At 33.6% G+C, this 23,373-nt stretch carries 20 protein-coding genes; 18 read left to right on the top strand and 2 right to left on the bottom strand.

All coding sequences use genetic code 11. The features are described from left to right. Window positions 1-23: 23 nt before the first annotated feature. Window positions 24-1,088, bottom strand: coding sequence for a nitric oxide synthase oxygenase (locus ACM595_RS04970; protein ID WP_011302756.1), 1,065 nt, complete (start codon window positions 1,086-1,088; stop codon window positions 24-26). A gap of 223 nt (window positions 1,089-1,311) precedes the next feature. Here ACM595_RS04970 and ACM595_RS04965 point away from each other — a divergent pair, with 223 nt between their 5' ends. From ACM595_RS04965 to ACM595_RS04915, 11 genes are all read left to right on the top strand, one after another. Next, complete coding sequence (locus tag ACM595_RS04965) at window positions 1,312-2,781, top strand: nicotinate phosphoribosyltransferase (RefSeq protein WP_419744489.1); 1,470 nt, start codon at window positions 1,312-1,314, stop codon at window positions 2,779-2,781. Beyond that, a complete protein-coding gene (nadE, locus tag ACM595_RS04960) occupies window positions 2,774-3,595 on the top strand; it encodes an ammonia-dependent NAD(+) synthetase (protein WP_002482817.1) in 822 nt (273 codons plus the stop codon). The genes ACM595_RS04965 and nadE overlap by 8 nt, the downstream gene beginning before the upstream one ends. Before the next feature lie 85 nt (window positions 3,596-3,680). Continuing rightward, complete coding sequence (locus tag ACM595_RS04955) at window positions 3,681-4,259, top strand: DUF2179 domain-containing protein (protein ID WP_037538142.1); 579 nt, start codon at window positions 3,681-3,683, stop codon at window positions 4,257-4,259. Beyond that, entirely contained in the window at window positions 4,256-4,444 is a 189-nt protein-coding gene (locus ACM595_RS04950; RefSeq protein ID WP_002482819.1) for an NETI motif-containing protein, read from the top strand. The genes ACM595_RS04955 and ACM595_RS04950 overlap by 4 nt, the downstream gene beginning before the upstream one ends. Window positions 4,445-4,658: 214 nt before the next feature. Continuing rightward, complete coding sequence (purB, locus tag ACM595_RS04945; protein ID WP_041079959.1) at window positions 4,659-5,954, top strand: adenylosuccinate lyase; 1,296 nt, start codon at window positions 4,659-4,661, stop codon at window positions 5,952-5,954. Between the two features lie 86 nt (window positions 5,955-6,040). Then, window positions 6,041-6,343 (top strand): YerC/YecD family TrpR-related protein, encoded by a 303-nt coding sequence (locus ACM595_RS04940; protein ID WP_002482821.1) that lies wholly within the window; start codon window positions 6,041-6,043, stop codon window positions 6,341-6,343. Window positions 6,344-6,591: 248 nt separating this feature from the next. Then, window positions 6,592-7,266 carry a M15 family metallopeptidase gene (locus ACM595_RS04935; protein WP_037538114.1) on the top strand — a complete coding sequence of 225 codons (675 nt, stop codon included), beginning with the start codon at window positions 6,592-6,594 and terminating at the stop codon, window positions 7,264-7,266. A 118-nt stretch (window positions 7,267-7,384) separates the two neighbouring features. Continuing rightward, window positions 7,385-8,074 (top strand): heptaprenylglyceryl phosphate synthase, encoded by a 690-nt coding sequence (locus tag ACM595_RS04930; protein ID WP_002482823.1) that lies wholly within the window; start codon window positions 7,385-7,387, stop codon window positions 8,072-8,074. Continuing rightward, complete coding sequence (pcrA, locus tag ACM595_RS04925) at window positions 8,074-10,290, top strand: DNA helicase PcrA (RefSeq protein WP_037538117.1); 2,217 nt, start codon at window positions 8,074-8,076, stop codon at window positions 10,288-10,290. Before ACM595_RS04930 ends, pcrA begins: the two co-directional genes overlap by 1 nt. A gap of 3 nt (window positions 10,291-10,293) precedes the next feature. Then, complete coding sequence (gene ligA, locus ACM595_RS04920) at window positions 10,294-12,297, top strand: NAD-dependent DNA ligase LigA (protein WP_145437481.1); 2,004 nt, start codon at window positions 10,294-10,296, stop codon at window positions 12,295-12,297. A 12-nt stretch (window positions 12,298-12,309) separates the two neighbouring features. Continuing rightward, window positions 12,310-13,518 (top strand): CamS family sex pheromone protein, encoded by a 1,209-nt coding sequence (locus ACM595_RS04915; protein WP_011302765.1) that lies wholly within the window; start codon window positions 12,310-12,312, stop codon window positions 13,516-13,518. 122 nt (window positions 13,519-13,640) lie between these two features. Here the strand turns inward: ACM595_RS04915 and putP are convergent, their stop codons facing one another. Next, window positions 13,641-15,176 carry a sodium/proline symporter PutP gene (gene putP / locus ACM595_RS04910; RefSeq protein ID WP_419744455.1) on the bottom strand — a complete coding sequence of 512 codons (1,536 nt, stop codon included), beginning with the start codon at window positions 15,174-15,176 and terminating at the stop codon, window positions 13,641-13,643. Between the two features lie 376 nt (window positions 15,177-15,552). Between putP and gatC the strand changes: the two genes are divergently transcribed. From gatC to dinB, 7 genes are all read left to right on the top strand, one after another. Next, window positions 15,553-15,855: an Asp-tRNA(Asn)/Glu-tRNA(Gln) amidotransferase subunit GatC gene (gatC, locus tag ACM595_RS04905; RefSeq protein ID WP_002482828.1), complete on the top strand. Its 303-nt coding sequence runs from the start codon at window positions 15,553-15,555 to the stop codon at window positions 15,853-15,855. 1 nt (window position 15,856) lies between these two features. Further along, window positions 15,857-17,314 (top strand): Asp-tRNA(Asn)/Glu-tRNA(Gln) amidotransferase subunit GatA, encoded by a 1,458-nt coding sequence (gatA, locus tag ACM595_RS04900; RefSeq protein ID WP_002482829.1) that lies wholly within the window; start codon window positions 15,857-15,859, stop codon window positions 17,312-17,314. A 12-nt stretch (window positions 17,315-17,326) separates the two neighbouring features. Next, entirely contained in the window at window positions 17,327-18,754 is a 1,428-nt protein-coding gene (gene gatB / locus ACM595_RS04895) for an Asp-tRNA(Asn)/Glu-tRNA(Gln) amidotransferase subunit GatB (protein WP_115338451.1), read from the top strand. A gap of 158 nt (window positions 18,755-18,912) precedes the next feature. Then, window positions 18,913-19,830, top strand: a complete 918-nt coding sequence (locus ACM595_RS04890) for a diacylglycerol kinase (protein ID WP_002482831.1) — start codon at window positions 18,913-18,915, stop codon at window positions 19,828-19,830. A gap of 85 nt (window positions 19,831-19,915) precedes the next feature. Further along, window positions 19,916-21,277: a 23S rRNA (uracil(1939)-C(5))-methyltransferase RlmD gene (gene rlmD, locus ACM595_RS04885; protein ID WP_037538124.1), complete on the top strand. Its 1,362-nt coding sequence runs from the start codon at window positions 19,916-19,918 to the stop codon at window positions 21,275-21,277. Window positions 21,278-21,501: 224 nt separating this feature from the next. Continuing rightward, window positions 21,502-22,062 carry a DUF3267 domain-containing protein gene (locus ACM595_RS04880; protein WP_002482833.1) on the top strand — a complete coding sequence of 187 codons (561 nt, stop codon included), beginning with the start codon at window positions 21,502-21,504 and terminating at the stop codon, window positions 22,060-22,062. Between the two features lie 195 nt (window positions 22,063-22,257). Next, a complete protein-coding gene (gene dinB / locus ACM595_RS04875) occupies window positions 22,258-23,328 on the top strand; it encodes a DNA polymerase IV (protein WP_037538126.1) in 1,071 nt (356 codons plus the stop codon). Window positions 23,329-23,373 lie beyond the last annotated feature (45 nt).

The raw sequence follows: 23,373 nt of genomic DNA, 5'->3' as shown, positions 1-23,373 counted from the left end.
TTTATCTAAATATAGTGAATCATTTAATGGAATGGACAACCTGAGTCTTCGGTTTTTTTATAAAAGAAATTAGGTTCTTTCATCACATTTTTGTATCCGTGATGATAATTGGGCACCAATGTGGGAGACAAAGAGGGTGCTAACCAAGACCATTTACCAGTAACTTCTCTATCGTGTTTCGTTTCATTCATTTCGAATCTTTCAAATTGTTTAGATGCTGTTAAATGATCGACGATAGAGACGCCAGCATTTTTAAAAGAATGATACACAGCATCGTTTAATTCAACCAATGCACGATCTTTATTGAAAGAATTATTTTTAAGTGTATCAAATTCAAATGCTTCTGCAACACTTTCTAACAAATTATAGCGATAGACATCAGTAAAATTACGAACGGCAATTTCATTTACCATATACCAACCGTTAAATGGCGCAGTAGGATAAGTGATGCCACCAATTTTTAAATCCATACTTGAAATAATAGGGACGGCATACCATTTTAAACCGAGTTGTTGCAGTTTGGGGAATCTGTCATGTGTAATAGATACTTCTTTAATTAAATTTTTAGGGTATTCATGATATTTTATTTTGCTATTCGGCATTTTGTAAATTAAGGGCAAAATATCAAAATGTGTATACTGACCTTGCCATCCAAGATGTTGTGCTAATTTGGTAATCTTTTTCTCAGCTGGATCTCCACATGTTTCGTACCCTGCGTATCTAATTAATTGATTGTTATAAATTTGCGGGGGGTTATCTTTTGAGAAAATTGTGATGTAAGGTTTGATTCTTCCATTATTAGTCGCAATGTCAATATGGTTTTCAATTGCTTCTATAAATTCATCTTCACTTTGTATGTGTCTTGCATCAGACACAGTTAAAGAATCCCAAAAAAATCGTCCGATACAACGATTGGAATTTCTCCATGCCATTTTGGCTCCATAATTCAATTCTTCAAATGTATGCTCATAAGTGCCAGTAGAAAGGATAGCTGACTCAATTTCAGCAATTCGTTCTGTTATTTTATTTTTATCATAATTTAATTCATTATACATGGTTTCTATAAAAGACTTAGCTTCATTTAGCATTAAAAACACCTCATAAATATTATATATCATTTTTAAATTTATAAAATGATAAAACATATAACTGTCATGACTTTGTCGTTAACCATGTCACATTTTAAACAAATTTTAAATAAATAACTGATATCTTTACTTCTATTTTGAATTCGTAAATCAGTCCTGTTTAAAGTGCTAACAATACTTCATTTATGCTAAAATGATGGAAAAGCTGATTGGAGAGATGGTTGTGTACCAATATGAAGATGATACATTAGTGTTGCATAATGATTTATATCAAATAAATATGGCAGAAAGTTATTGGGATGATGGGATCCATGAGCGTATGGCAGTGTTTGATCTATATTTTAGAAGTATGCCATTCGATAGTGGGTATGCAGTGTTTAATGGATTAAAACGTGTTATCGAATATATTAATAATTTTCATTTTTCAAAGTCAGATATTGAATATTTAAAATCAATAGGGTATCAAGACGACTTCTTAAATTATTTGAAAAACTTGAGTTTTACTGGAAGCATACGTTCAATGCAAGAAGGAGAACTTTGCTTTGGAAATGAGCCATTGCTTAGAGTAGAAGCACCACTCATCCAAGCTCAATTGATAGAAACAATGCTTTTAAATATTGTTAATTTTCATACATTAATTACGACAAAAGCAAGCAGAATTAGACAAGTTGCACATGATGATATGTTAATGGAATTTGGTACGCGCCGAGCGCAAGAAGCAGATGCAGCATTGTGGGGAGCTAGAGCTGCATATATAGGAGGCTTTAACTCAACTAGTAATGTACGCGCTGGTAAGTTATTTGGGATACCTGTTTCAGGGACGCATGCGCATACGATGGTTCAAACATATGGTGATGAATACATAGCATTCAAAAAGTATGCTGAGAGACATCAAGATTGTGTGTTTCTAGTAGATACCTTCCATACATTAAAATCTGGTGTGCCAACAGCGATTAAAGTTGCTAAAGAATTAGGCGATAAGATTAATTTTGTTGGTATTCGACTAGATTCAGGTGATATTGCCTACCTCTCAAAAGAAGCACGACGTATGTTAGACGAAGCAGGATTTACTGATGCAAAAATTATTGCATCTAATGACTTAGATGAACAAACGATTACGAGTTTAAAATCACAGGGCGCTAGAGTAGACTCTTGGGGTGTAGGAACTAAATTAATCACGGGTTACGATCAACCAGCATTAGGTGCTGTTTATAAACTCGTTGCTGTAGAAGACAGTGATGGATCATACGTTGACCGCATTAAGTTATCAAATAATGCAGAAAAAGTAACGACACCAGGTAAGAAAAAGGTGTATCGCATAATAAATAAAAAAACGAATAAGGCAGAAGGAGATTACATTACTTTAGAACATGAAGATCCATACGATGAATCGCCTTTGAAATTATTCCACCCAGTACACACATATAAAATGAAATTCATAAAATCATTTATTGCTAAAGACTTACATCATGACATCTTCATAGATGGAGAACTTGTATATGATTTACCAAATGAAAATGAAGCACAAGCCTATTTGAAAGATAGTCTCGCATATTTATGGGACGAGAATAAACGTCACTTAAACCCACAGGAATATCCGGTTGATTTAAGTACGTTATGTTGGGAAAATAAACACAAACGTATCTTTGAAGTTGCAGAACATGTTAAAGAGATGGAGGAAGAAAATGAGTAATTTACAAGATATAGTTGTGAAAGAAATGAAAGTGAAACCATCGATTGAAAGTAAAAGTGAAACACGACATATTATCCAATTTATAAAAAACTATGTTCAATCGCATTCGTTTATTAAATCTTTAACACTAGGTATTTCTGGTGGTCAAGATTCAACTTTAGCAGGTAAATTATGTCAATTAGCAGTAAACGAACTAAAAGAGGACGGCAATGATTGTGAATTTATAGCTGTTAAACTCCCTTATGGTGAGCAAAAAGATGCTGCAGAAGTAGAAGATGCATTAACTTATATCCAACCAGACAAAATTATAACTGTAAATATTAAACCAGCTGTGGATCAAAGTATTCAGTCGTTGAAAGAAGCTGGTGTGAATCTAACAGATTTTCAAAAAGGCAATGAAAAAGCAAGAGAACGGATGAAAGTTCAATTTTCTATTGCTTCTAACCAAAAAGGGATTGTCGTTGGTACGGATCATTCCGCTGAAAATGTCACAGGCTTTTACACAAAATATGGTGATGGGGCTGCAGACATTGCACCTTTATTTGGTTTGAATAAGCGCCAGGGGAAACAGCTCTTAGCGTATTTAGAAGCGCCTAAGCATTTGTATGAAAAAACGCCAACCGCTGATTTGGAAGATGACAAACCACAATTGCCTGATGAAGAAGCATTGGGTGTAAGTTATGATGATATTGATGATTATCTAGAAGGCAAATCTGTACCAAGTGAATCTAAAGAAATAATAGAAAATCATTATATAAAAAATGCGCATAAACGAGAATTAGCTTATACAAGATACACATGGCCTAAAAATTAATTTAATTCCGATAACTTTTTAGTGACAAACGAAATCGTAGTTGATAAAATTACTTGAATTTAATGTAAGAGAAAGGAAAATGGTCATGTCAGTAATAACATCTAATCCATGGTTAATGGTTTTAGCAATTTTTATTATAAACGTTGCTTATGTGACGTGTCTTACAATGAGAACAATCTTAACACTTAAAGGATATCGCTATGTAGCTGCCATTGTCAGTTTCTTAGAAGTACTTGTATATGTTGTTGGATTAGGTATGGTCATGTCTAGTTTAGATCAAATTCAAAATGTGTTCGCATACGCTTTTGGATTTTCAATTGGTATCATAGTAGGCATGAAGATAGAAGAAAAACTTGCGCTTGGCTACACTGTTGTAAATGTGACATCATCAGAATATGAGTTAGACTTACCAAGACAATTAAGAGATTTAGGTTATGGTGTAACCCACAATACAGCATATGGTCGAGATGGCAAACGCTTAATATTACAAATTTTAACGCCAAGACGTTTTGAATTTAAATTAATAGATACCATTAAGCAAATCGATGAAAAAGCATTTATTGTGGCATATGAACCACGTCAAATACACGGTGGTTTCTGGGCGAAAGGTGTTAGAAGTAAAAAACTTAAGCAATACGATACGGATGAAGTTGAAAGTATATGAAAAAACAGCAAAAATTTAAAGTCGCAGATAACGAGACGATTCAAGATTGCTTACAACGTATGCGTGAAGCGGGGTATGCGCCGGTCAAACGGTTCGAAAAGCCAATTTATAAAGAGAATAAAGATGGCAGTTTAGAAGTATTGAAGCAAGAAATTGAATTTGTAGGAAAAATGATAGAGCAATAATTTATGAACCGTTATGGATCATCGTATCCGTAGCGGTTATTTTTGGAATGTGTAAATATTTTATAAAGATGACTTAAAAGCCTTATACTTTTTAATATAATTCTGTTAAACTATTACTGAAAAGGTAAACACGAACTTTTAGTCTGAATTATTTATTAATGTACATGTTTTAATGGAATCAAACTAAATTTATGTATGATAGGAGCTTATTTCAATGATTGAACGTTATTCTAGAGAAGAAATGTCTAATATTTGGACGGATCAAAATCGCTATGAGGCATGGTTAGAGGTAGAGATACTTGCATGTGAAGCATGGAGCAAATTAGGTGATATTCCAGCTGAAGATGTTAAGAAAATACGTGAAAATGCTAAAGTAGACGTCGCTCGCGCACAAGAAATTGAACAAGAAACACGTCATGATGTAGTTGCGTTTACAAGACAAGTTTCTGAAACATTAGGTGAAGAGCGCAAGTGGGTCCATTATGGTTTAACTTCAACAGATGTAGTTGATACTGCATTAAGTTACGTCATCAAACAAGCAAATGAAATTATTGAAAAAGACTTGGAACGTTTTATTGATGTATTAGCACAAAAAGCGAAAGACTATAAATATACTTTGATGATGGGACGTACACACGGTGTTCATGCTGAACCAACTACTTTCGGTGTGAAAATGGCCTTATGGTATACAGAAATGAAACGTAATTTAGAACGTTTTAAACAAGTAAGAAAAGAGATTGAAGTTGGTAAAATGAGCGGGGCAGTTGGTACATTTGCGAACATTCCTCCAGAAATTGAAGCCTATGTGTGTGAGCATTTAGGATTAGATGCCGCACCAGTGTCTACGCAGACACTACAACGTGATCGTCACGCATATTATGTTGCAACATTAGCTTTAATTAGCACTTCAATGGAAAAATTTGCTGTAGAAATTCGTAATTTACAAAAAACAGAAACACGTGAAGTAGAAGAAGCATTTGCAAAAGGTCAAAAAGGTTCATCTGCCATGCCACATAAACGTAATCCGATTGGTTCAGAAAATATCACTGGTATTGCACGTGTAATCAGAGGATACGTTACAACAGCATATGAAAACGTGCCATTATGGCATGAAAGAGATATTTCTCATTCATCTGCAGAACGAATTATGTTACCAGATGTAACCATTGCATTAGATTATGGATTGAACAGGTTTACAAATATTGTAGAAAGACTAACTGTCTTTGAAGATAATATGTTAGCGAATATAGATAAAACATTTGGTTTAATATACTCTCAACGCGTATTATTAGCATTGATTAACAAAGGTTTGGCACGTGAAGCTGCATATGATAAAGTACAACCAAAGGCTATGGAATCTTGGGAAACAAAAACACCATTTAGAACTTTAATTGAAGAAGATGCAACAATTACAGACTTACTAACAAAAGAAGATTTAGATGAGTGTTTCAATCCAAAGCATCATCTAAATCAAGTGGATACAATTTTCCAAAGAGCTGGTTTAGAATAATAAAATTTTTCAAGTGAAATCGTTACACTTTAATGTACTAATACGTTAAAATAAGATTATATTGAAAAATACAGGGGTTGTTTTAAATGCAAATAGAAAAACTTAGAGGAAAAGCATTAGATGAACTGTTCGATGCAATATTGACACTTGAAAATAGAGAAGAGTGTTATGAATTCTTTGATGATTTATGTACAGTGAACGAAATCCAATCATTATCACAACGATTACAAGTTGCAAAAATGATTAAACAAGGTTACACATATGCAACCATCGAACAAGAATCAGGTGCATCAACAGCCACAATTTCTCGTGTGAAGAGATCACTACAATGGGGTAATGATGCTTACACGATGATTCTTGATCGTATGAATATAGAAACGGCCGATTAATGATTTAAACCATAAATTTTATCAAATGACGACTAGGTATAGTAACCAAAGTCGTCATTTTTTTATACAATGATGGATTTGATTTTAAAATATGAGATATTATAACGATGTGATTGTCTGGCATTTTGTATTATTTTTGCGGTTTATAACATTGAAGAAGGGTAATGAAATATGTAGCAGACATTTATGAAAATGGAATTCCATTTTAAAATAGGCGATGGTTTTTATAGAATGAAAGGAAGAGAGCTATGTCAAAAAAAGTGATGCTTTTTCTGTTCACTTTAGTATGTTTATGTCTTATTGTTATTTTTATTATGATTCTATCAGCTAATAATTTTAAACCAACTAATGACAATATTGGTAAACCCAAGAATGCCTTACCACTCAAATATGAAAACAATGGTGTAACTTATGTCAATGGTCATGTCATTGTGAATAAACAACTTGCACTTCCGGCGAAATATAAACCAGGCGAAAATAAAATAGCTAAAAAGCAACTAAACAAATTATTGAAGCAAGCAGAAAAAAGAAATTTAGATTTGACCATGACAAGTGGATATAGAAATTTTGAGAATCAAGAAAAAGTGGTAGATACTTTTGTTGAGAAGGATGGTAAGCAAAAGACAACTAAATATGCTGCTAAACCTGGACATTCTGAACACCAAACAGGTTTAGCATTTGATGTAGGAACAAGCCAACCATTAAATGATTTTCATACAGATTTTGAAAAAACTAAAGAAGCACAATGGTTAGCTAAACATGCAGCCAATTATGGTTTTATTATTAGGTATCCTAAGAACCAATCAAAACAAACTGGCTATGCTTATGAACCATGGCATTTAAGGTATGTAGGACCTCAATTGGCAAAAACAATCAATGAGAAAAATACAAATTTAGAAAGCTATTACCATCTTAATAAGTAATATCAAGATGATGCAAAATCACCTCAGAAATTTGGGGTGATTTTTTCTTCAGTATTTTAGAACTCGAGACATAAAAATGATATAATCATATGTATGCTAAAAGAAGGAGAAACATATCATGACTGACATGAATAAGTGGAGACATATTTTTAAATTGGACCCCGCAAAGCCCATCAGTGACGAAGATTTAATGAAAATTTGTACATCAGATACGGACGCAATTATGATTGGTGGAACGGATGACATCACTGAAGAAAATGTTGCGCACTTAATGCATAAAGTTAAATGTTATTCATTACCAATAGTACTTGAATTATCTAATCTTGAAAGTGTTGTACCTGGCTTTGACTTATATTTTATTCCAACTGTTTTAAACAGTAGAGATGTAAAATACCATAATGGTTTATTACTAGAAGCGTTAAAGTCATATGGTACATTGATAGATTTTAATGAAGTTGTGTTCGAAGGATATGTGGTACTTAATCCAGATTGCAAGGTAGCCAAATTAACGCAAGCTGACACGATGATAGATGATGAAGATATTGAAGCTTATGCACAAATGATTAATGATATGTATCAATTACCAGTTATGTATATAGAGTATAGTGGTGTGTATGGCGAAACTAACTTGGTAAAGGCAGCAGCAGACATGTTAACGGAAACACAATTATTTTATGGTGGCGGTATTAGTAACTACGAAGAAGCAGAAATGATGGCTTCTATTGCAGATACAATCATTGTCGGAAATATTATATACGAAGATATAAACAAAGCATTAAAAACAGTTAAAGTAAAGGAGACACATTAATGAATGCATTAGTAAACAAGATGAATGATGAACAGAGTCAAGCAGTACGTACGACAGAGGGGCCACTACTAATTATGGCAGGTGCCGGCTCAGGTAAAACACGTGTGTTAACCCATCGTATCGCATACTTGCTAGATGAAAAAGACGTGTCTCCGTATAACGTCTTAGCGATTACTTTTACTAATAAAGCAGCAAAAGAAATGAAAGCACGTGTTGAAACATTAGTTGGAGAACAAGCTCAGGTATTGTGGATGTCTACATTCCACTCAATGTGCGTGAGGATTTTAAGAAGAGATGCAGACCGTATTGGTATAGAACGTAACTTTACAATTATTGATCCAACTGACCAAAAATCAGTGATTAAAGATGTACTGAAAAATGAAAATATAGATAGTAAAAAATTCGAACCTAGAATGTTTATCGGGGCGATAAGTAACCTTAAAAATGAATTGAAAACACCTGAGGATGCACAAAAAGAAGCAAATGACTATCATGAACAAATGGTTGCAACCGTTTATAAAGGTTATCAAAGACAATTATCTAGAAATGAAGCACTTGATTTTGATGATTTGATCATGGTGACGATTCGATTATTCGAACGTGTACCAGATGTATTAGATTATTATCAAAATAAATTTCAATACATTCATGTCGATGAATATCAAGATACGAATAAAGCACAATATACTTTAGTTAAATTACTTGCCGCTAAATTTAAAAATTTATGCGTTGTTGGAGATTCAGATCAATCAATTTATGGTTGGCGTGGTGCAGATATCCAAAATATTCTTTCTTTTGAAGAAGATTATCCAGAAGCCAAAACGATTTTCTTAGAACAAAATTATCGTTCTACAAAAAATATATTAAATGCAGCGAATGAAGTCATCAAAAATAATTCAGAACGTAAACCGAAAGGGTTATGGACTGGTAATACGAGTGGCGATAAAATTCATTACTATGAAGCTACGACTGAGCGAGATGAAGCTGAATACGTCGTGCGTGAAATTATGAAACACCAAAGAAATGGTAAAAAGTATCAAGATATGGCCATTTTATATCGTACAAACGCACAATCACGTGTACTTGAAGAAACATTTATGAAATCGAACTTACCGTATACTATGGTTGGTGGTCAAAAGTTCTATGACAGAAAAGAAATTAAAGACTTATTAAGTTACTTACGTATTATTGCAAATAGTAATGATGACATTAGTTTACGTCGAGTAATCAATATTCCTAAACGCGGCATCGGTCCATCATCTGTAGATAAAATTCAAGCATATGCGGCACAAAATGATTTAAGTATGTTTGATGCATTAGCAGAGGTTGATTTTATAGGACTATCTAAAAAAGTGACGCAAGAATGTATTAGTTTTTATGATGTTATGCAAAATTTAATTAAACAACAAGAATTTCTTGAAATTACAGAGATTGTAGAAGAAGTATTGACTAAGACAGGCTTTAGAGACATGTTAGAACGTGAACAAACGCTCGAATCTAGAAGTAGATTAGAAAATATCGATGAATTTATGTCTGTACCTAAAGATTATGAAGAAAACACACCCCTAGAAGAGCAATCGCTAATTAACTTTTTAACTGATTTATCACTGGTTGCTGATATTGATGATGCTCAAATTGAAGATGGTATTACGCTCATGACGATGCACTCTGCCAAAGGTCTTGAGTTTCCAATTGTATTTATAATGGGTATGGAAGAATCTTTATTCCCACATATCAGAGCGATTAAGAGTGATGATGAACATGAAATGCAGGAAGAAAGACGTATTTGTTACGTTGCAATAACACGTGCTGAGGAGACCTTATACTTAACACATGCAACATCTAGAATGTTATTTGGTCGTCCTCAATCCAATATGCCTTCGAGATTTTTAAGAGAAATTCCTGAAGATTTATTGGAAATTGAATCTAAAGGTAAATCAAAATCTCAAGCACAGGCAACGAGCAATCGTTTCCAGAATGCTACCAAACAACCTGCTAAACGAGCGCATAGCCAACGTGCTACTGCAACAAAACAAAAGCAATCAGCTACCAATTGGAATGTTGGTGATAAAGTAATGCATAAGTCATGGGGCGAAGGCATGGTAAGTAATGTAAAAGAAAAAAATGGTTCTGTCGAATTAGATATTATCTTTAAATCTGAAGGACCAAAACGCTTGCTAGCACAATTTGCACCTATTGAAAAAAAGGGGGAGTAACAAGTGGCTGATATACAATCGCGTGTAGATGAGTTGCATAGATTATTAAATCAATATAGCTATGAGTACTATGTGAAAGATAATCCATCAGTACCTGATAGTGAGTATGATAAATTACTCCATGAATTGATAGATATAGAAACGCAACATCCAGAATATCGTACTGCGGATTCACCTACAGTTAGAGTAGGTGGTAGTGCGCAGTCCACATTCGAAAAAGTGAATCATGATACGCCTATGCTTAGTTTAGGTAATGCGTTTAACGAAGAAGATTTAAGAAAATTTGATCAGCGTATACGTGATAATATAGGAAATGTTGAGTACATGTGTGAATTGAAAATTGATGGACTTGCAGTTTCATTAAAATATGAGAACGGTCGATTTGTTCAAGGTTTAACTCGTGGGGATGGCACCACGGGCGAAGACATTACTGAAAATTTAAAGACAATACACGCGATACCATTAAAAATTAATGAAAGTAGAACTTTTGAAGTCAGAGGCGAAGCGTATATGCCTAGAAAGTCTTTTGTTAATTTAAATGAAGCGAAAGCTGCGAATGAAGAACAGCCATTTGCTAATCCAAGAAATGCAGCAGCTGGTTCATTACGACAATTAGATTCAAAGTTAGCTGCCAAACGTAAACTGAGCGTTTTCTTATATAGTGTGAATGATTTTACCCAGTTTAATGCAGATACTCAAAGTGAAGCATTAGATGAACTTGACCAACTAGGCTTTAAAACAAACCAAGAACGTCAACGCGTTCAAACGATAGAAGAAGTTATGACTTACATTGACAAATGGACAGAACAACGTGAAAACTTGCCTTATGATATTGATGGTATTGTTATTAAAGTCAATGCTTTAGAACAACAGGAAACATTAGGCTTCACTCAAAAATCACCGCGCTGGGCTATTGCATATAAATTTCCCGCTGAAGAAGTGGTTACGGAATTATTAGATATTGAATTGAGTATTGGTAGAACAGGTGTTGTTACACCCACAGCTGTTCTTGAACCAGTTAGGGTAGCAGGTACAACCGTTTCTCGCGCTTCACTACATAATGAAGATTTAATCCATGATAAGGATATAAGAATAGGTGATAGCGTTGTAATTAAAAAAGCAGGCGACATCATACCTGAAGTAATTAAAAGTGTATTAGACAGACGACCTGATGATGCAGAAATCTATCACATGCCTTCACATTGTCCTAGTTGTGAACATGAATTAGTTAGAATAGAAGGCGAAGTGGCATTGCGTTGTATTAACCCTAAATGCCAAGCGCAATTAGTAGAAGGATTAATTCACTTTGTTTCACGACAAGCGATGAATATAGATGGCTTAGGAACTAAAATAATCCAACAGTTATATGAAAATGAGAAAATAAAAGATGTAGCTGATATTTTCTATTTGACGAAAGAAGATCTTTTACCACTGGACCGTATGGGCGAGAAAAAAGTAGATAATTTACTCAATGCTATTGAAAAAGCTAAATCGAATTCATTAGAACAATTATTATTTGGTCTTGGTATTCGACATTTAGGCGTTAAAGCTAGCCAAGTGATTGCTGAAAAATATGGAACGATAGATGAACTGTTTCATGTGACGGAAGAAGCGTTAATGGATATTCATGATGTGGGGCATAAGCTAGCTCAATCTGTAGTAACTTATTTAGAAAATGAAGATATACGTGCATTAATTGATAAATTAAAAGCAAAAAATGTTAATATGATTTATAAAGGTGTTAAGACAACAGAATTAGAAGGACACCCAGATTTTAAAGATAAAACAATTGTCCTAACTGGTAAGTTATATCAAATGACAAGAAATGAAGCATCCAATTGGTTAGCATTACAAGGTGCAAAAGTAACCAATAGCGTAACAAAAAATACCGATTTGGTCATAGCAGGTGAAGATGCTGGTTCTAAACTAGCTAAAGCAGAAAAATTTGGTACAGAAATTTGGTCAGAAAAAGCTTTTGTTCAGAAACAAAATGAAATAGAGGGATAGAGGAGATAATGCATGAAACGAACGATTATACTATTCATCTCAGCAATTTTGGTATTAACAGCTTGTGGAAATAATGATGAAAAATCAAAAGAACAATCTAATGAAAAAGAGCAACAAAAAGAGTCAGGTTCCGTAAAAGAAATTGCAACGGATAAAAATGTGCAAGGTGATAATTATAGAACGATTTTACCATTTAAGGAGAGCCAAGCACGTGGATTATTACAAGATAACATGGCGAACAGTTACAATGGTGAAGACTTTGAAAATGGTTTGTTAGATTTAAGTAAAAGTGTATTTCCAACGGATGACTACTTATATCAAGATGGACAATACTTAGATAAAGATATGATTAATGCTTTTCTAAATCCAAAGTATACTAAAGATGAAGTTAACAAAATGGATGAAAGTGATAGAAAAGAGAAAAAAGCAAATGAAAACTTGGGGCTAAATCCATCTCATAAAGGTGAAACAGATCCTGAAAAAATTGCTGAACAATCACCTGCATATTTATCTAATATTTTAGAACAAGATTTTTATGCGAGTGGTGATACAAAAGGTAAAAAAATAAAAGGTATGACAATAGGTTTAGCTATGAATAGTACATATTATTATCAAAAAGAAAAAGACGGTGAAACCTATAGCAAAGACCTCGACGATAAAGAAATTGAAAAACAAGGTAAACAAATGGCAGAAGAATTACTTTCTCGAATTCGGGAAAATAAGGATTTGAAAGAAATACCTATACATTTTGCTATTTATAAACAATCTGGTGAAAATTCAATTGTTCCAGGTGAGTTTATTGCAGGGACAACGGTTGAAGATGGTAAGACACGTATTAATGATTGGAAAGATATTAATCAAAAAACAGCCTTATTACCTTCTGAAGAAGCGGGAGAGCTTGATGAAAATTTAAATTCCGATTTCAAACAATTTAATGACAACCTACAAACCTATTTTAATAATTTCACACAAGCAGTGGGTACAGTTAAATTTGATAATAAAAAAGCGAAACAACTATCCGTTGATTTACCTATAGATTATTACGGTAAAGCAGAAACGATTGGTATCACTCAATATGTAACAGAACAAGCTGATAAATATTTTGATGGTATTGATGAATATGAAATTCATATTAAAGATGGTAATAATCCGAAAGCACTTATAAGTAAAACGAAAGACGACAAAGAACCACAAGTTCATATTTATAAAAACAACAATTAACCGAAACAATTAACCAAGATAATGACAATCTTGCATAGACAAAAAATAACGCCAAACTGATATCAATTATAATGATATACCAGTTTGGCGTTTTGTATTGAATTAACAGTTATAATATCAAACTATTCCTTTACGATTTGTTTTACTTTATCTAGGTCATGTGTCACAAATGAACCAGGTTTTTTAGTGTATTTACTAACAAAGTAAGTAGTAATCACACTTGCTAAGAATCCAGGAATAATTTCATACATACCAAATAGCTCATTGATAGAAGCTAATGGTTTAATCCAAACAATCCAAATAATTACGACCAATGCACCGGTAATCATGCCTGCAAGTGCACCAGTACGTGATAGACCTTTCCAATAGAGTGAGAAGATAACTAATGGACTAAATGCGGCACCAAATCCTGCCCAAGCATTACCAACTAAATTTAGTATCGTATCGTTTGGCGACCAAGCAATCCATATAGCCACAATCGCTACAATTAATACAGATAAACGACCAACCATTACGAATTCTTTCTCGTGTGCTTTAGCTTTATCTTCACCACGAATGAGTTTATAAAAGTCTTCCGTTAAGGAACTTGAAGTTACCAGTAATTGTGAAGAAATTGTACTCATGATGGCTGCCAAAATTGCTGCCAATAAGAAGCCTCCAACTAAAGGGTGGAATAAAATTTGGCTCATAACGATAAATAAAGTTTCAGGATCCTCTAACTTGATGTTGCGTTCAGAAATAAAGGCAATACCTGTTAAACCAACTGCAACAGCACCTAATAACCCAATCACCATCCAGCTAATACCTAATCTTCGTGCTTTTGGTAATAATTTGTGCGATTTTATAGACATAAATCTAACAATAATATGAGGTTGTCCGAAATAACCCAATCCCCAAGCAAACAGTGAAATGATACCTAAAACGGTTGTGCCTTTAAATAGATTCATATTTGTTGGTTTCATCTCTGCTACTTGTTTAAACGTATCGATGCCGTTTAAATCGATAAGTGCAACGATAGGGACCATCACCATAGCGATTAACATGATCACTCCTTGGAAGAAGTCGGTGATAGATACAGCAAGATAACCACCGAAAAATGTATAAAATATGACTATAAATGCAACCATTAGTAATCCCCAATGATAATTCAAACCGAAGGCACTTTCGAATAATTTACCACCTGATACAAAACCGGAATGTGTGTATAAAGTGAAAAAAACAACAATAATTAAGCCGGATATAATTTTTATGTAATTATTGTGATCATTTAATCTGTTTTTAAAGAAATCTGGTAATGTAATCGCATCACCAGCCAATTCTGTATAGACACGTAGACGAGGTGCAACGACAAAATAATTTACATAGGCGCCTAATGAAAGACCAATGGTAATCCACATAGCAGATAACCCAGTACTATAAACAGATCCAGGTAGCCCCATAATCATCCAGCCACTCATATCTGATGCACCTGCTGAAAGTGCTGTCACATAAGGACCGATGCTCCTACCGCCTAACATAAATTCACTTAAATTACCTGTAGCTTGTTTGTATCCGTAGTAACCGATAAATAATAATATAATGAAATATATGATGATCATTATATATGTTTGCCAACTTGCATGTACTTGGTTGGCCAATGAAGTGCCTAATATCAGCATCGTCCTCATCTCCCTTTGTTTTAAATGATTCTATTGTACTACATGAATTATTATACAATGTAATTTATAAATAGAATAGTATTATTTTAGTTTAATGAAAAAATACATTTTAGCCATGCTTTGTTAAGCGCTTCCATTAAATGATGTATAGTTACATGAAATATAAAGTGCAATGATTGATTATGCATTTTAAAAAATAAATCGTGCGTGATTTAGGTGGTAAAATTTAAACAATGGCCATTTTTAACGTATGAATGACAAGCAAATAATAGCAATTTAAAGTTTTAATTTACTGTTATTATTGAAAAACTTAGATTTTTCAACGAAATTTTGGTACAATTTTGTAATGAATGAGTAAAAAGGAGGCTTTTATTTAATGGCTAAAGTTACACGAGAAGAAGTTGAACATATAGCAAATTTAGCAAGACTTCAAATTACTGAAGATGAAACGACTGAAATGCAAAATACATTAGAAAGCATTTTAAACTTTGCTAATCAAATAGATACAGCGGATACTAGTGAAATTGAACCAACATATCACGTACTAGATTTACAAAATGTATTACGTGAAGATAAAGCAATCGAGGGCATCCCTCAAGAGCTTGCATTAAAAAATGCTAAAGAGACGGAAGATGGACAGTTTAAAGTACCATCTATCATGAATGAGGAGGACGCTTAAGATGACCATCCGTTATGAATCTGTTGAGAATTTGATCAACTTAATCAAAAACAAAGAAATTACACCATCTAAAGTTGTAAGTGATATTTACGATGCAATTGAAGAAACTGATCCAACGATCAAATCGTTTCTTGCATTAGATAAAGAAAATGCTATTAAAAAAGCACAAGAATTAGATGAATTACAAGCAAAAGACCAAATGGAAGGCAAGTTATTTGGTATTCCAATGGGTATTAAAGATAACATTATTACTGAAGGTGTAGAAACAACATGTGCTAGTAAAATGTTAGAGGGCTTTGTACCAATTTATGAATCAACTGTGATGAATAAATTACGAAATGAACAAGCAGTGCTTATCGGTAAATTAAATATGGATGAATTTGCTATGGGTGGTTCTACTGAAACATCATATTACAAAAAAACTGTAAATCCTTTCGATCATACTGCAGTACCTGGTGGTTCTTCGGGTGGTTCTGCCGCAGCAGTTGCAGCTGGTTTAGTTCCTTTCAGTTTAGGTTCTGATACTGGTGGCTCAATTCGTCAACCAGCAGCTTATTGTGGAATTGTCGGTTTGAAACCAACATATGGCCGTGTATCACGTTTTGGTCTAGTAGCCTTTGCATCGTCATTAGATCAAATTGGACCATTGACACGTACAGTTAAAGACAATGCATTAGTCTTGGAAGCAATTACTGGGGTAGACGAAAATGATTCAACAAGTGCGCCAGTTGAAGATGCTGATTACACTTCTGATATCGGTAAAGATATTAAAGGATTGAAAATCGCACTTCCAAGTGAGTATTTAGGTGAAGGTGTTTCTGATGAAGTCAAAGCATCTGTAAAAGAAGCAGTCGAAACTTTAAGAGGTCTTGGTGCCACTGTAGAAGAAGTATCATTACCGAATACGAAGTATGGGATTCCTTCTTATTATGTAATTGCATCTTCTGAAGCTTCTTCTAACTTGTCTCGTTTCGATGGTATTAGATATGGATATCATTCTCCAGAAGCGAACTCATTAGAAGAATTATATAAAATGTCTAGAAGTGAAGGCTTTGGTGAGGAAGTTAAACGCCGTATCTTCTTGGGAACATTTGCATTAAGTTCAGGTTATTATGATGCATTTTATAAAAAATCACAAAAAGTTAGAACATTAATCAAAGATGATTTCAATCGTATATTTGAAAATTATGATGTTGTCGTTGGTCCAACTACACCTACAACAGCTTTCAATTTAGGTGACGAAATAGATGATCCACTTACAATGTATGCGAACGATTTATTAACAACGCCAGTTAATTTAGCTGGTTTACCAGGTATCTCTGTTCCTTGTGGACAATCAAATGGCCGCCCAATCGGTTTACAATTTATAGGTAAACCATTTGATGAAAAAACACTATATCGTGTCGCTTACCAATATGAAACAAAATTTAATTTTCATAATGAATACGAAAAACTATAAGGAGTGGAAATCATGCATTTTGAAACAGTTATCGGACTAGAAGTCCACGTTGAGTTAAAAACAGATTCTAAAATGTTTTCTCCAGCGCCAGCGCATTTTGGAGCAAAACCGAACTCAAACACAAATGTTATCGACCTAGCATATCCAGGTGTATTACCAGTTGTAAACAGACGTGCTGTTGATTGGGCCATGAGAGCTTCAATGGCATTGAATATGGAAATTGCTACAGAATCTAAATTTGACCGTAAAAACTATTTTTATCCAGATAATCCAAAAGCTTATCAAATTTCACAATTTGATCAACCAATTGGTGAAAATGGTTATATCGATATCGAGGTTGATGGTGAAACAAAACGCATTGGTATCACGCGTTTACACATGGAAGAAGATGCTGGTAAATCAACACATAAAGATGGTTATTCTTTAGTTGATTTAAATAGACAAGGTACACCATTAATTGAAATCGTATCGGAACCAGATATTCGCTCTCCTCAAGAAGCATACGCATACCTAGAAAAACTACGTTCAATCATTCAATATACAGGCGTTTCAGATTGTAAGATGGAAGAAGGTTCATTACGTTGTGATGCCAACATTTCATTACGTCCGTATGGTCAAGAAGAATTTGGTACAAAAGCTGAGTTGAAAAACTTAAACTCCTTCACATATGTTCGTAAAGGTCTTGAATACGAAGAAAAACGTCAAGAAGAAGAATTGTTAAATGGTGGAGAAATTTTACAAGAAACACGTCGGTTTGACGAGTCTAATGGTAAGACATTATTAATGCGTGTTAAAGAAGGATCTGACGATTACCGTTATTTCCCAGAACCAGATATTGTACCTTTATATGTAGATAAAGAATGGAAAGAACGCGTTCGTCAAACGATTCCTGAATTACCTGATGAAAGAAAAGAAAAGTATGTAAATCAATATGGTTTACCTGCCTACGATGCACACGTACTTACACTGACAAAAGAAATGTCTGATTTCTTCGAAGGTGCAGTTGCAGAAGGTGCAGATGTTAAATTGACATCTAACTGGTTAATGGGTGGCGTAAACGAATATCTAAATAAAAATCAAATTGATTTATTAGATACTAAGTTAACACCAGAAAACTTAGCGGGTATGATTAAATTAATTGAAGATGGCACAATGAGTAGTAAAATAGCTAAAAAAGTATTCCCTGAACTAGCTGAAAATGGCGGGGATGCAAAACAAATTATGGAAGATAAAGGCTTAGTGCAGATTTCTGACGAAGCAACATTGCTTAGATTTGTAAATGAAGCATTGGATAATAACGAGCAATCTATTGAAGACTATAAGAATGGTAAAGGTAAGGCTATGGGCTTCTTAGTTGGACAAATTATGAAAGCTTCTAAAGGTCAAGCTAATCCACAGTTAGTTAACCAATTGTTAAAACAAGAATTGGATAAACGATAATTCAATATATCTAGACCCTGTAGCTCAAATTATGCTACAGGGTCTTTTAAATGCGATGTGCCTTAAACATTTTCTTTGGAATTTAACCTAAAATGCTTTTAACATCTATGTAAATCATATAATATAGGTATTGAGTATATGAAGTAGAGGGATAAATTATGAGAAAAAGAGCTAGAATCATTTATAATCCAACATCTGGAAAGGAATTATTTAAACGCACATTACCAGATGTTTTAATTAAATTAGAAAAAGCTGGATTTGAAACAAGTGCATATGCCACAGAAAAAGTAGGCGACGCAACTACAGAAGCAGCACGTAGTTTAGAACAAAATTACGATGTACTGATTGCAGCTGGTGGAGATGGTACTTTAAATGAAGTCATAAATGGCATTGCTGAAAAGCCAAATAGACCAAGTTTAGGTATTATACCGATGGGCACTGTGAATGATTTTGGTCGTGCATTACATTTACCCACAGATATCATGAGTGCGATAGATGTCATTATTGAGGGACATATGACACGTGTGGATATTGGTAAGATGAATAGTCGTTATTTTATTAACTTAGCTGCAGGTGGACAACTAACTCAAGTATCATACGAAACTCCGAGTAAGTTGAAATCCATTGTAGGACCATTCGCGTATTATATCAAAGGTTTTGAAATGTTACCTCAAATGAAAGCCGTGGATATTCGTATTGAATATGATGACGAAGTATTCCAAGGAGAAGCCTTGTTATTCTTACTAGGGCTTACGAATTCAATGGCTGGGTTTGAAAAATTAGTCCCCGATGCTAAATTGGACGATGGTTATTTTACATTAATTATCGTTGAAAAAGCTAACTTAGCTGAATTAGGCCACATTATGACGTTAGCATCAAGAGGTGAACATACCAAGCATCCTAAAGTACATTACAAGAAGGCCAAATCTATTAGCGTTTCATCATTCACCGATATGCAATTAAATGTAGATGGTGAATATGGAGGCAAATTACCTGGTAATTTTTTAAACTTGAAACAACATATTGAAGTATTCACACCAAATGATATTAAAAATGAAGAAATTATAGAACAATGATACAAATAAAAATACAATTTAGATTAAACTACGAGGTTAGGTCAGTCAACATACATCCTAACCTCTTTTAATGTGGGGTGAAGTAATGAATGCGATACAAAAAAATGAAGTAATTGAAGGAACAGTGATAGATTTAACACATGAAGGTCATGGTGTTGTGAAATTTGATCGTTATCCAATTTTTGTGCCCAATGCACTCATTAATGAAGTGATAGCGTTTAAAGTAATCAAAGTGAAAAAGAACTTCGCAATTGGTAAGCTGGTTGAAATTAAAGAAAAAAGTACTGATCGAGTAGAACCACCGTGTATATATTATTATAAATGTGGTGGTTGTCAGTTGCAGCACATGACATATCAAGCGCAGTTAAATATGAAAAAAGAACAAGTTGTGAATTTATTTCAACGTAAAGCTGGATTTAAAGATACAATCATTCATGACACGATTGGTATGGAAAATCCTTGGTACTACAGAAATAAATCACAAATTCCAGTGGGTAAAAACAATGAGAATAAAGTTATAACAGGATTTTATCGTCAACGTAGCCACGATATTATTGATATGGATGAATGTTTGATTCAAGACCAACTACACCAAGAAGTTATAAATAAATTAAAAGCGTGGTTCAATGAACTAAACATCAGTGTTTATAATGAGCGTAAAAAGCAAGGCATGATGCGTCATGTTGTAATAAGAACAGGGCATCATTCTAGAGAACTCATGGTCATTTTTGTAACAAATGGCAAAAAATTTAAACAAGGTGACATCCTAACAGAACGTTTAAAACAACATTTTCCAGCAATAGTGAGTATTAAACAAAATGTAAATGATACACATTCCAACGTTATAATGGGACAAAATTCTTATACACTTTATGGTAAAGATGAGATTGTCGATACGTTGTCAGATGTGACATTTAAAATTAATGACCAATCATTTTATCAAATTAATTCTATCCAAACAGAAAAACTATATCAACGTGCTATAGATTATGCTGAACTACAGGGAGAAGAAACAGTGTTGGATACTTATTGCGGTATTGGGACCATTGGTTTATATATGGCTCCCAAAGCAAAACATGTCTATGGTGTTGAGGTTGTGCCAGAAGCCATTACAGATGCTCAACAAAATGCGACTATAAACCAATTTGAAAATACTACTTTTGTCTGTGGTAAGGCAGAAGAAGTTATCTTAAAATGGAAATCAGAAGGAATAAGACCAGATGTTGTAATGGTTGATCCACCTAGAAAGGGTTGTGACGAAACATTTTTGAAGACATTATTAGAGCTAAATCCTCAAAAAATTGTCTACATATCATGTAACCCATCAACGCAACAGCGTGATGCACAATTATTAGCAAACCAATATAAGTTAACACAAATTACACCGGTTGATATGTTTCCACATACTACGCATGTTGAAACAGTGGCACAATTTGAACGTATATAAAGCATTGATGCAAAGACTGTATTACTTATAATTAAATACGTTTTATATATATGACTTGTGTAAAAATAATTAATAATTTGTTTGCTAAACATTGCAAAATATTGCAAAATGAGTAAGTTTGTTAAAATTCAATTACAAGCAACTTACTTTCATTTTAACCCCTTTCATAGTGGTGATAATCGTTGTATACTCTAGTTAATAACGAGTGACGAGGAGGGCGTCTAATGTTTAAAATTGATTTGTTTTCTAATAAGAAAGCAGTTGAAGGTTTTATTTTATTTCAATTAACTATTGTGATGATTAGCATTTTGATTTCTTATAAAATGGCATATTCTATGACCCATATTATAGAACAAAACATAATTTTTAATATTATTTTTGGTATTGTTGGTTTTGCAGCAGTGTATTTCTTGCATGAATTTATTCATAATATAATGTTCAGAGTAATGTCAAAAGGTAATAAACCTACATATCGTATTAAATCAGGTTTGATTACAACACATATGCCAAATGTTTATTTTAAAAAATGGCAATACATGACAATTATGTTAGCCCCTTTAGTCATTATCACAAGCGTATTATTAGTAATATTTTCGTATTTTGCTTACTCATCTATTATCTTTATTGCATGTTTTCACATAGGATATTGCGTAATGGATATGTATTTCCTTACAGGTTTATTAAATAAACATGTACAACTTATTGAAGATACAGAAGAAGGGATTAAATTTTATACACAAGCGCATGCCCCTGCTCAAGAATTTCGAACTGAATTGAAATCATAATATGATAAATGTAACTTTGATAAAGGATCAGCTCCGTTTGAGTAAATGATCATTTGAATATTAAATTCAAACTGATTAACTTAAACGTGTACTGTTCCTTTTTTTATTGAGCAAATTCAAAGAAAAATGATGATGGAGGATGTAAGATAAAAACAACACAATTATAAATTATATCGAATACAGGAGGTGAGGGCATTGTCAGAAAGACGGATTATACATGTGGATATGGACTACTTTTTCGCACAAGTAGAAATGAGGGATAACCCTAAACTAAAAGGAAAACCTGTCATTGTTGGTGGTAAAGCTAGTGGAAGAGGGGTCGTATCAACGGCATCATATGAGGCAAGACAATATGGTGTACATTCTGCGATGCCCACTGCACAAGCGCATAAATTATGTCCTAACGGGTACTATGTGACGCCAAGATTCGAAGCTTATAAAACTGCATCGGAAAAGATTATGAATATATTTAAAAGTTATACAGAGGTTGTTGAACCTTTGTCTTTGGATGAAGCATATTTGGATATCACACATCTTGTCAGACCTGATTTACCAGCCTCTCGAATCGCTCAATATATCAGGAGAGATATTTATGAAGCTACAATGCTTACTTCGTCAGCAGGTGTATCATATAATAAATTTTTAGCTAAATTAGCAAGTGGTATGAACAAGCCCAACGGTTTAACAGTTATTGACTATAGAAATGTTCATGATATTTTAATGGGCTTAGACATTGGAGATTTTCCTGGTGTTGGTAAAGCTTCAAAACAAAAAATGCATCAAGAAGCGATTTATACAGGACAGGATTTATATAATCAAAGTGAACGGGACCTTATTAGACTATTTGGTAAGCGTGGACATGGCTTGTACAATAAAGCGAGGGGGATAGATCATAATCCAGTAAAGCCTACTAGAATCAGGAAATCTGTTGGTACAGAACGAACATTTGCCACAGATATGAATGAGGATGAAGAAATTTTACAAAAAATTTGGGAATTAAGTAATAAAACAGCAGAACGTCTAGCTAAATTACAAAAATCTGGAAAAACAATAACAGTAAAAATTAAAACATTTAAGTTTGAATCTTTGTCGAAACAACGTAGTCTTAGAGACCCGGTTCGCTCAGAAACTGACATATACAATATTGCTTATGATTTATATACAGAATTAAAAAATCCTGAAACGCCTATTCGTCTTGTAGGGGTGACTGTTGGTAATCTTGAAAAAGCGACATATGAAAATATGACAATATACGATTATATTTAATAAGATAGAAATTGATTTATATTAGCTAAGTTATTTTACAGACAT

The organism is Staphylococcus sp. LKG3-1 (assembly GCF_048568385.1).
Taxonomy (GTDB): Bacteria; Bacillota; Bacilli; order Staphylococcales; family Staphylococcaceae; genus Staphylococcus; species Staphylococcus saprophyticus.
Note: the sequence above shows the minus strand (reverse complement) of the source record. Positions and strands in the feature narration are given on the sequence as shown.

Bases quoted from the DNA above. Each gene is read 5' to 3' on its own strand.
- gatB (WP_115338451.1), top strand. From the start codon at position 17,327: ATGCATTTTGAAACAGTTATCGGACTAGAAGTCCACGTTGAGTTAAAA.
- ACM595_RS04970 (WP_011302756.1), bottom strand. From the start codon at position 1,088: ATGCTAAATGAAGCTAAGTCTTTTATAGAAACCATGTATAATGAATTA.
- pcrA (WP_037538117.1), top strand. From the start codon at position 8,074: ATGAATGCATTAGTAAACAAGATGAATGATGAACAGAGTCAAGCAGTA.
- ACM595_RS04950 (WP_002482819.1), top strand. From the start codon at position 4,256: ATGAAAAAACAGCAAAAATTTAAAGTCGCAGATAACGAGACGATTCAA.
- gatC (WP_002482828.1), top strand. From the start codon at position 15,553: ATGGCTAAAGTTACACGAGAAGAAGTTGAACATATAGCAAATTTAGCA.
- rlmD (WP_037538124.1), top strand. From the start codon at position 19,916: ATGAATGCGATACAAAAAAATGAAGTAATTGAAGGAACAGTGATAGAT.
- putP (WP_419744455.1), bottom strand. From the start codon at position 15,176: ATGCTGATATTAGGCACTTCATTGGCCAACCAAGTACATGCAAGTTGG.
- ACM595_RS04955 (WP_037538142.1), top strand. From the start codon at position 3,681: ATGTCAGTAATAACATCTAATCCATGGTTAATGGTTTTAGCAATTTTT.
- ACM595_RS04940 (WP_002482821.1), top strand. From the start codon at position 6,041: ATGCAAATAGAAAAACTTAGAGGAAAAGCATTAGATGAACTGTTCGAT.
- purB (WP_041079959.1), top strand. From the start codon at position 4,659: ATGATTGAACGTTATTCTAGAGAAGAAATGTCTAATATTTGGACGGAT.
- gatA (WP_002482829.1), top strand. From the start codon at position 15,857: ATGACCATCCGTTATGAATCTGTTGAGAATTTGATCAACTTAATCAAA.
- ACM595_RS04890 (WP_002482831.1), top strand. From the start codon at position 18,913: ATGAGAAAAAGAGCTAGAATCATTTATAATCCAACATCTGGAAAGGAA.
- ACM595_RS04880 (WP_002482833.1), top strand. From the start codon at position 21,502: ATGTTTAAAATTGATTTGTTTTCTAATAAGAAAGCAGTTGAAGGTTTT.
- ACM595_RS04930 (WP_002482823.1), top strand. From the start codon at position 7,385: ATGACTGACATGAATAAGTGGAGACATATTTTTAAATTGGACCCCGCA.
- ACM595_RS04915 (WP_011302765.1), top strand. From the start codon at position 12,310: ATGAAACGAACGATTATACTATTCATCTCAGCAATTTTGGTATTAACA.
- nadE (WP_002482817.1), top strand. From the start codon at position 2,774: ATGAGTAATTTACAAGATATAGTTGTGAAAGAAATGAAAGTGAAACCA.
- ACM595_RS04935 (WP_037538114.1), top strand. From the start codon at position 6,592: ATGTCAAAAAAAGTGATGCTTTTTCTGTTCACTTTAGTATGTTTATGT.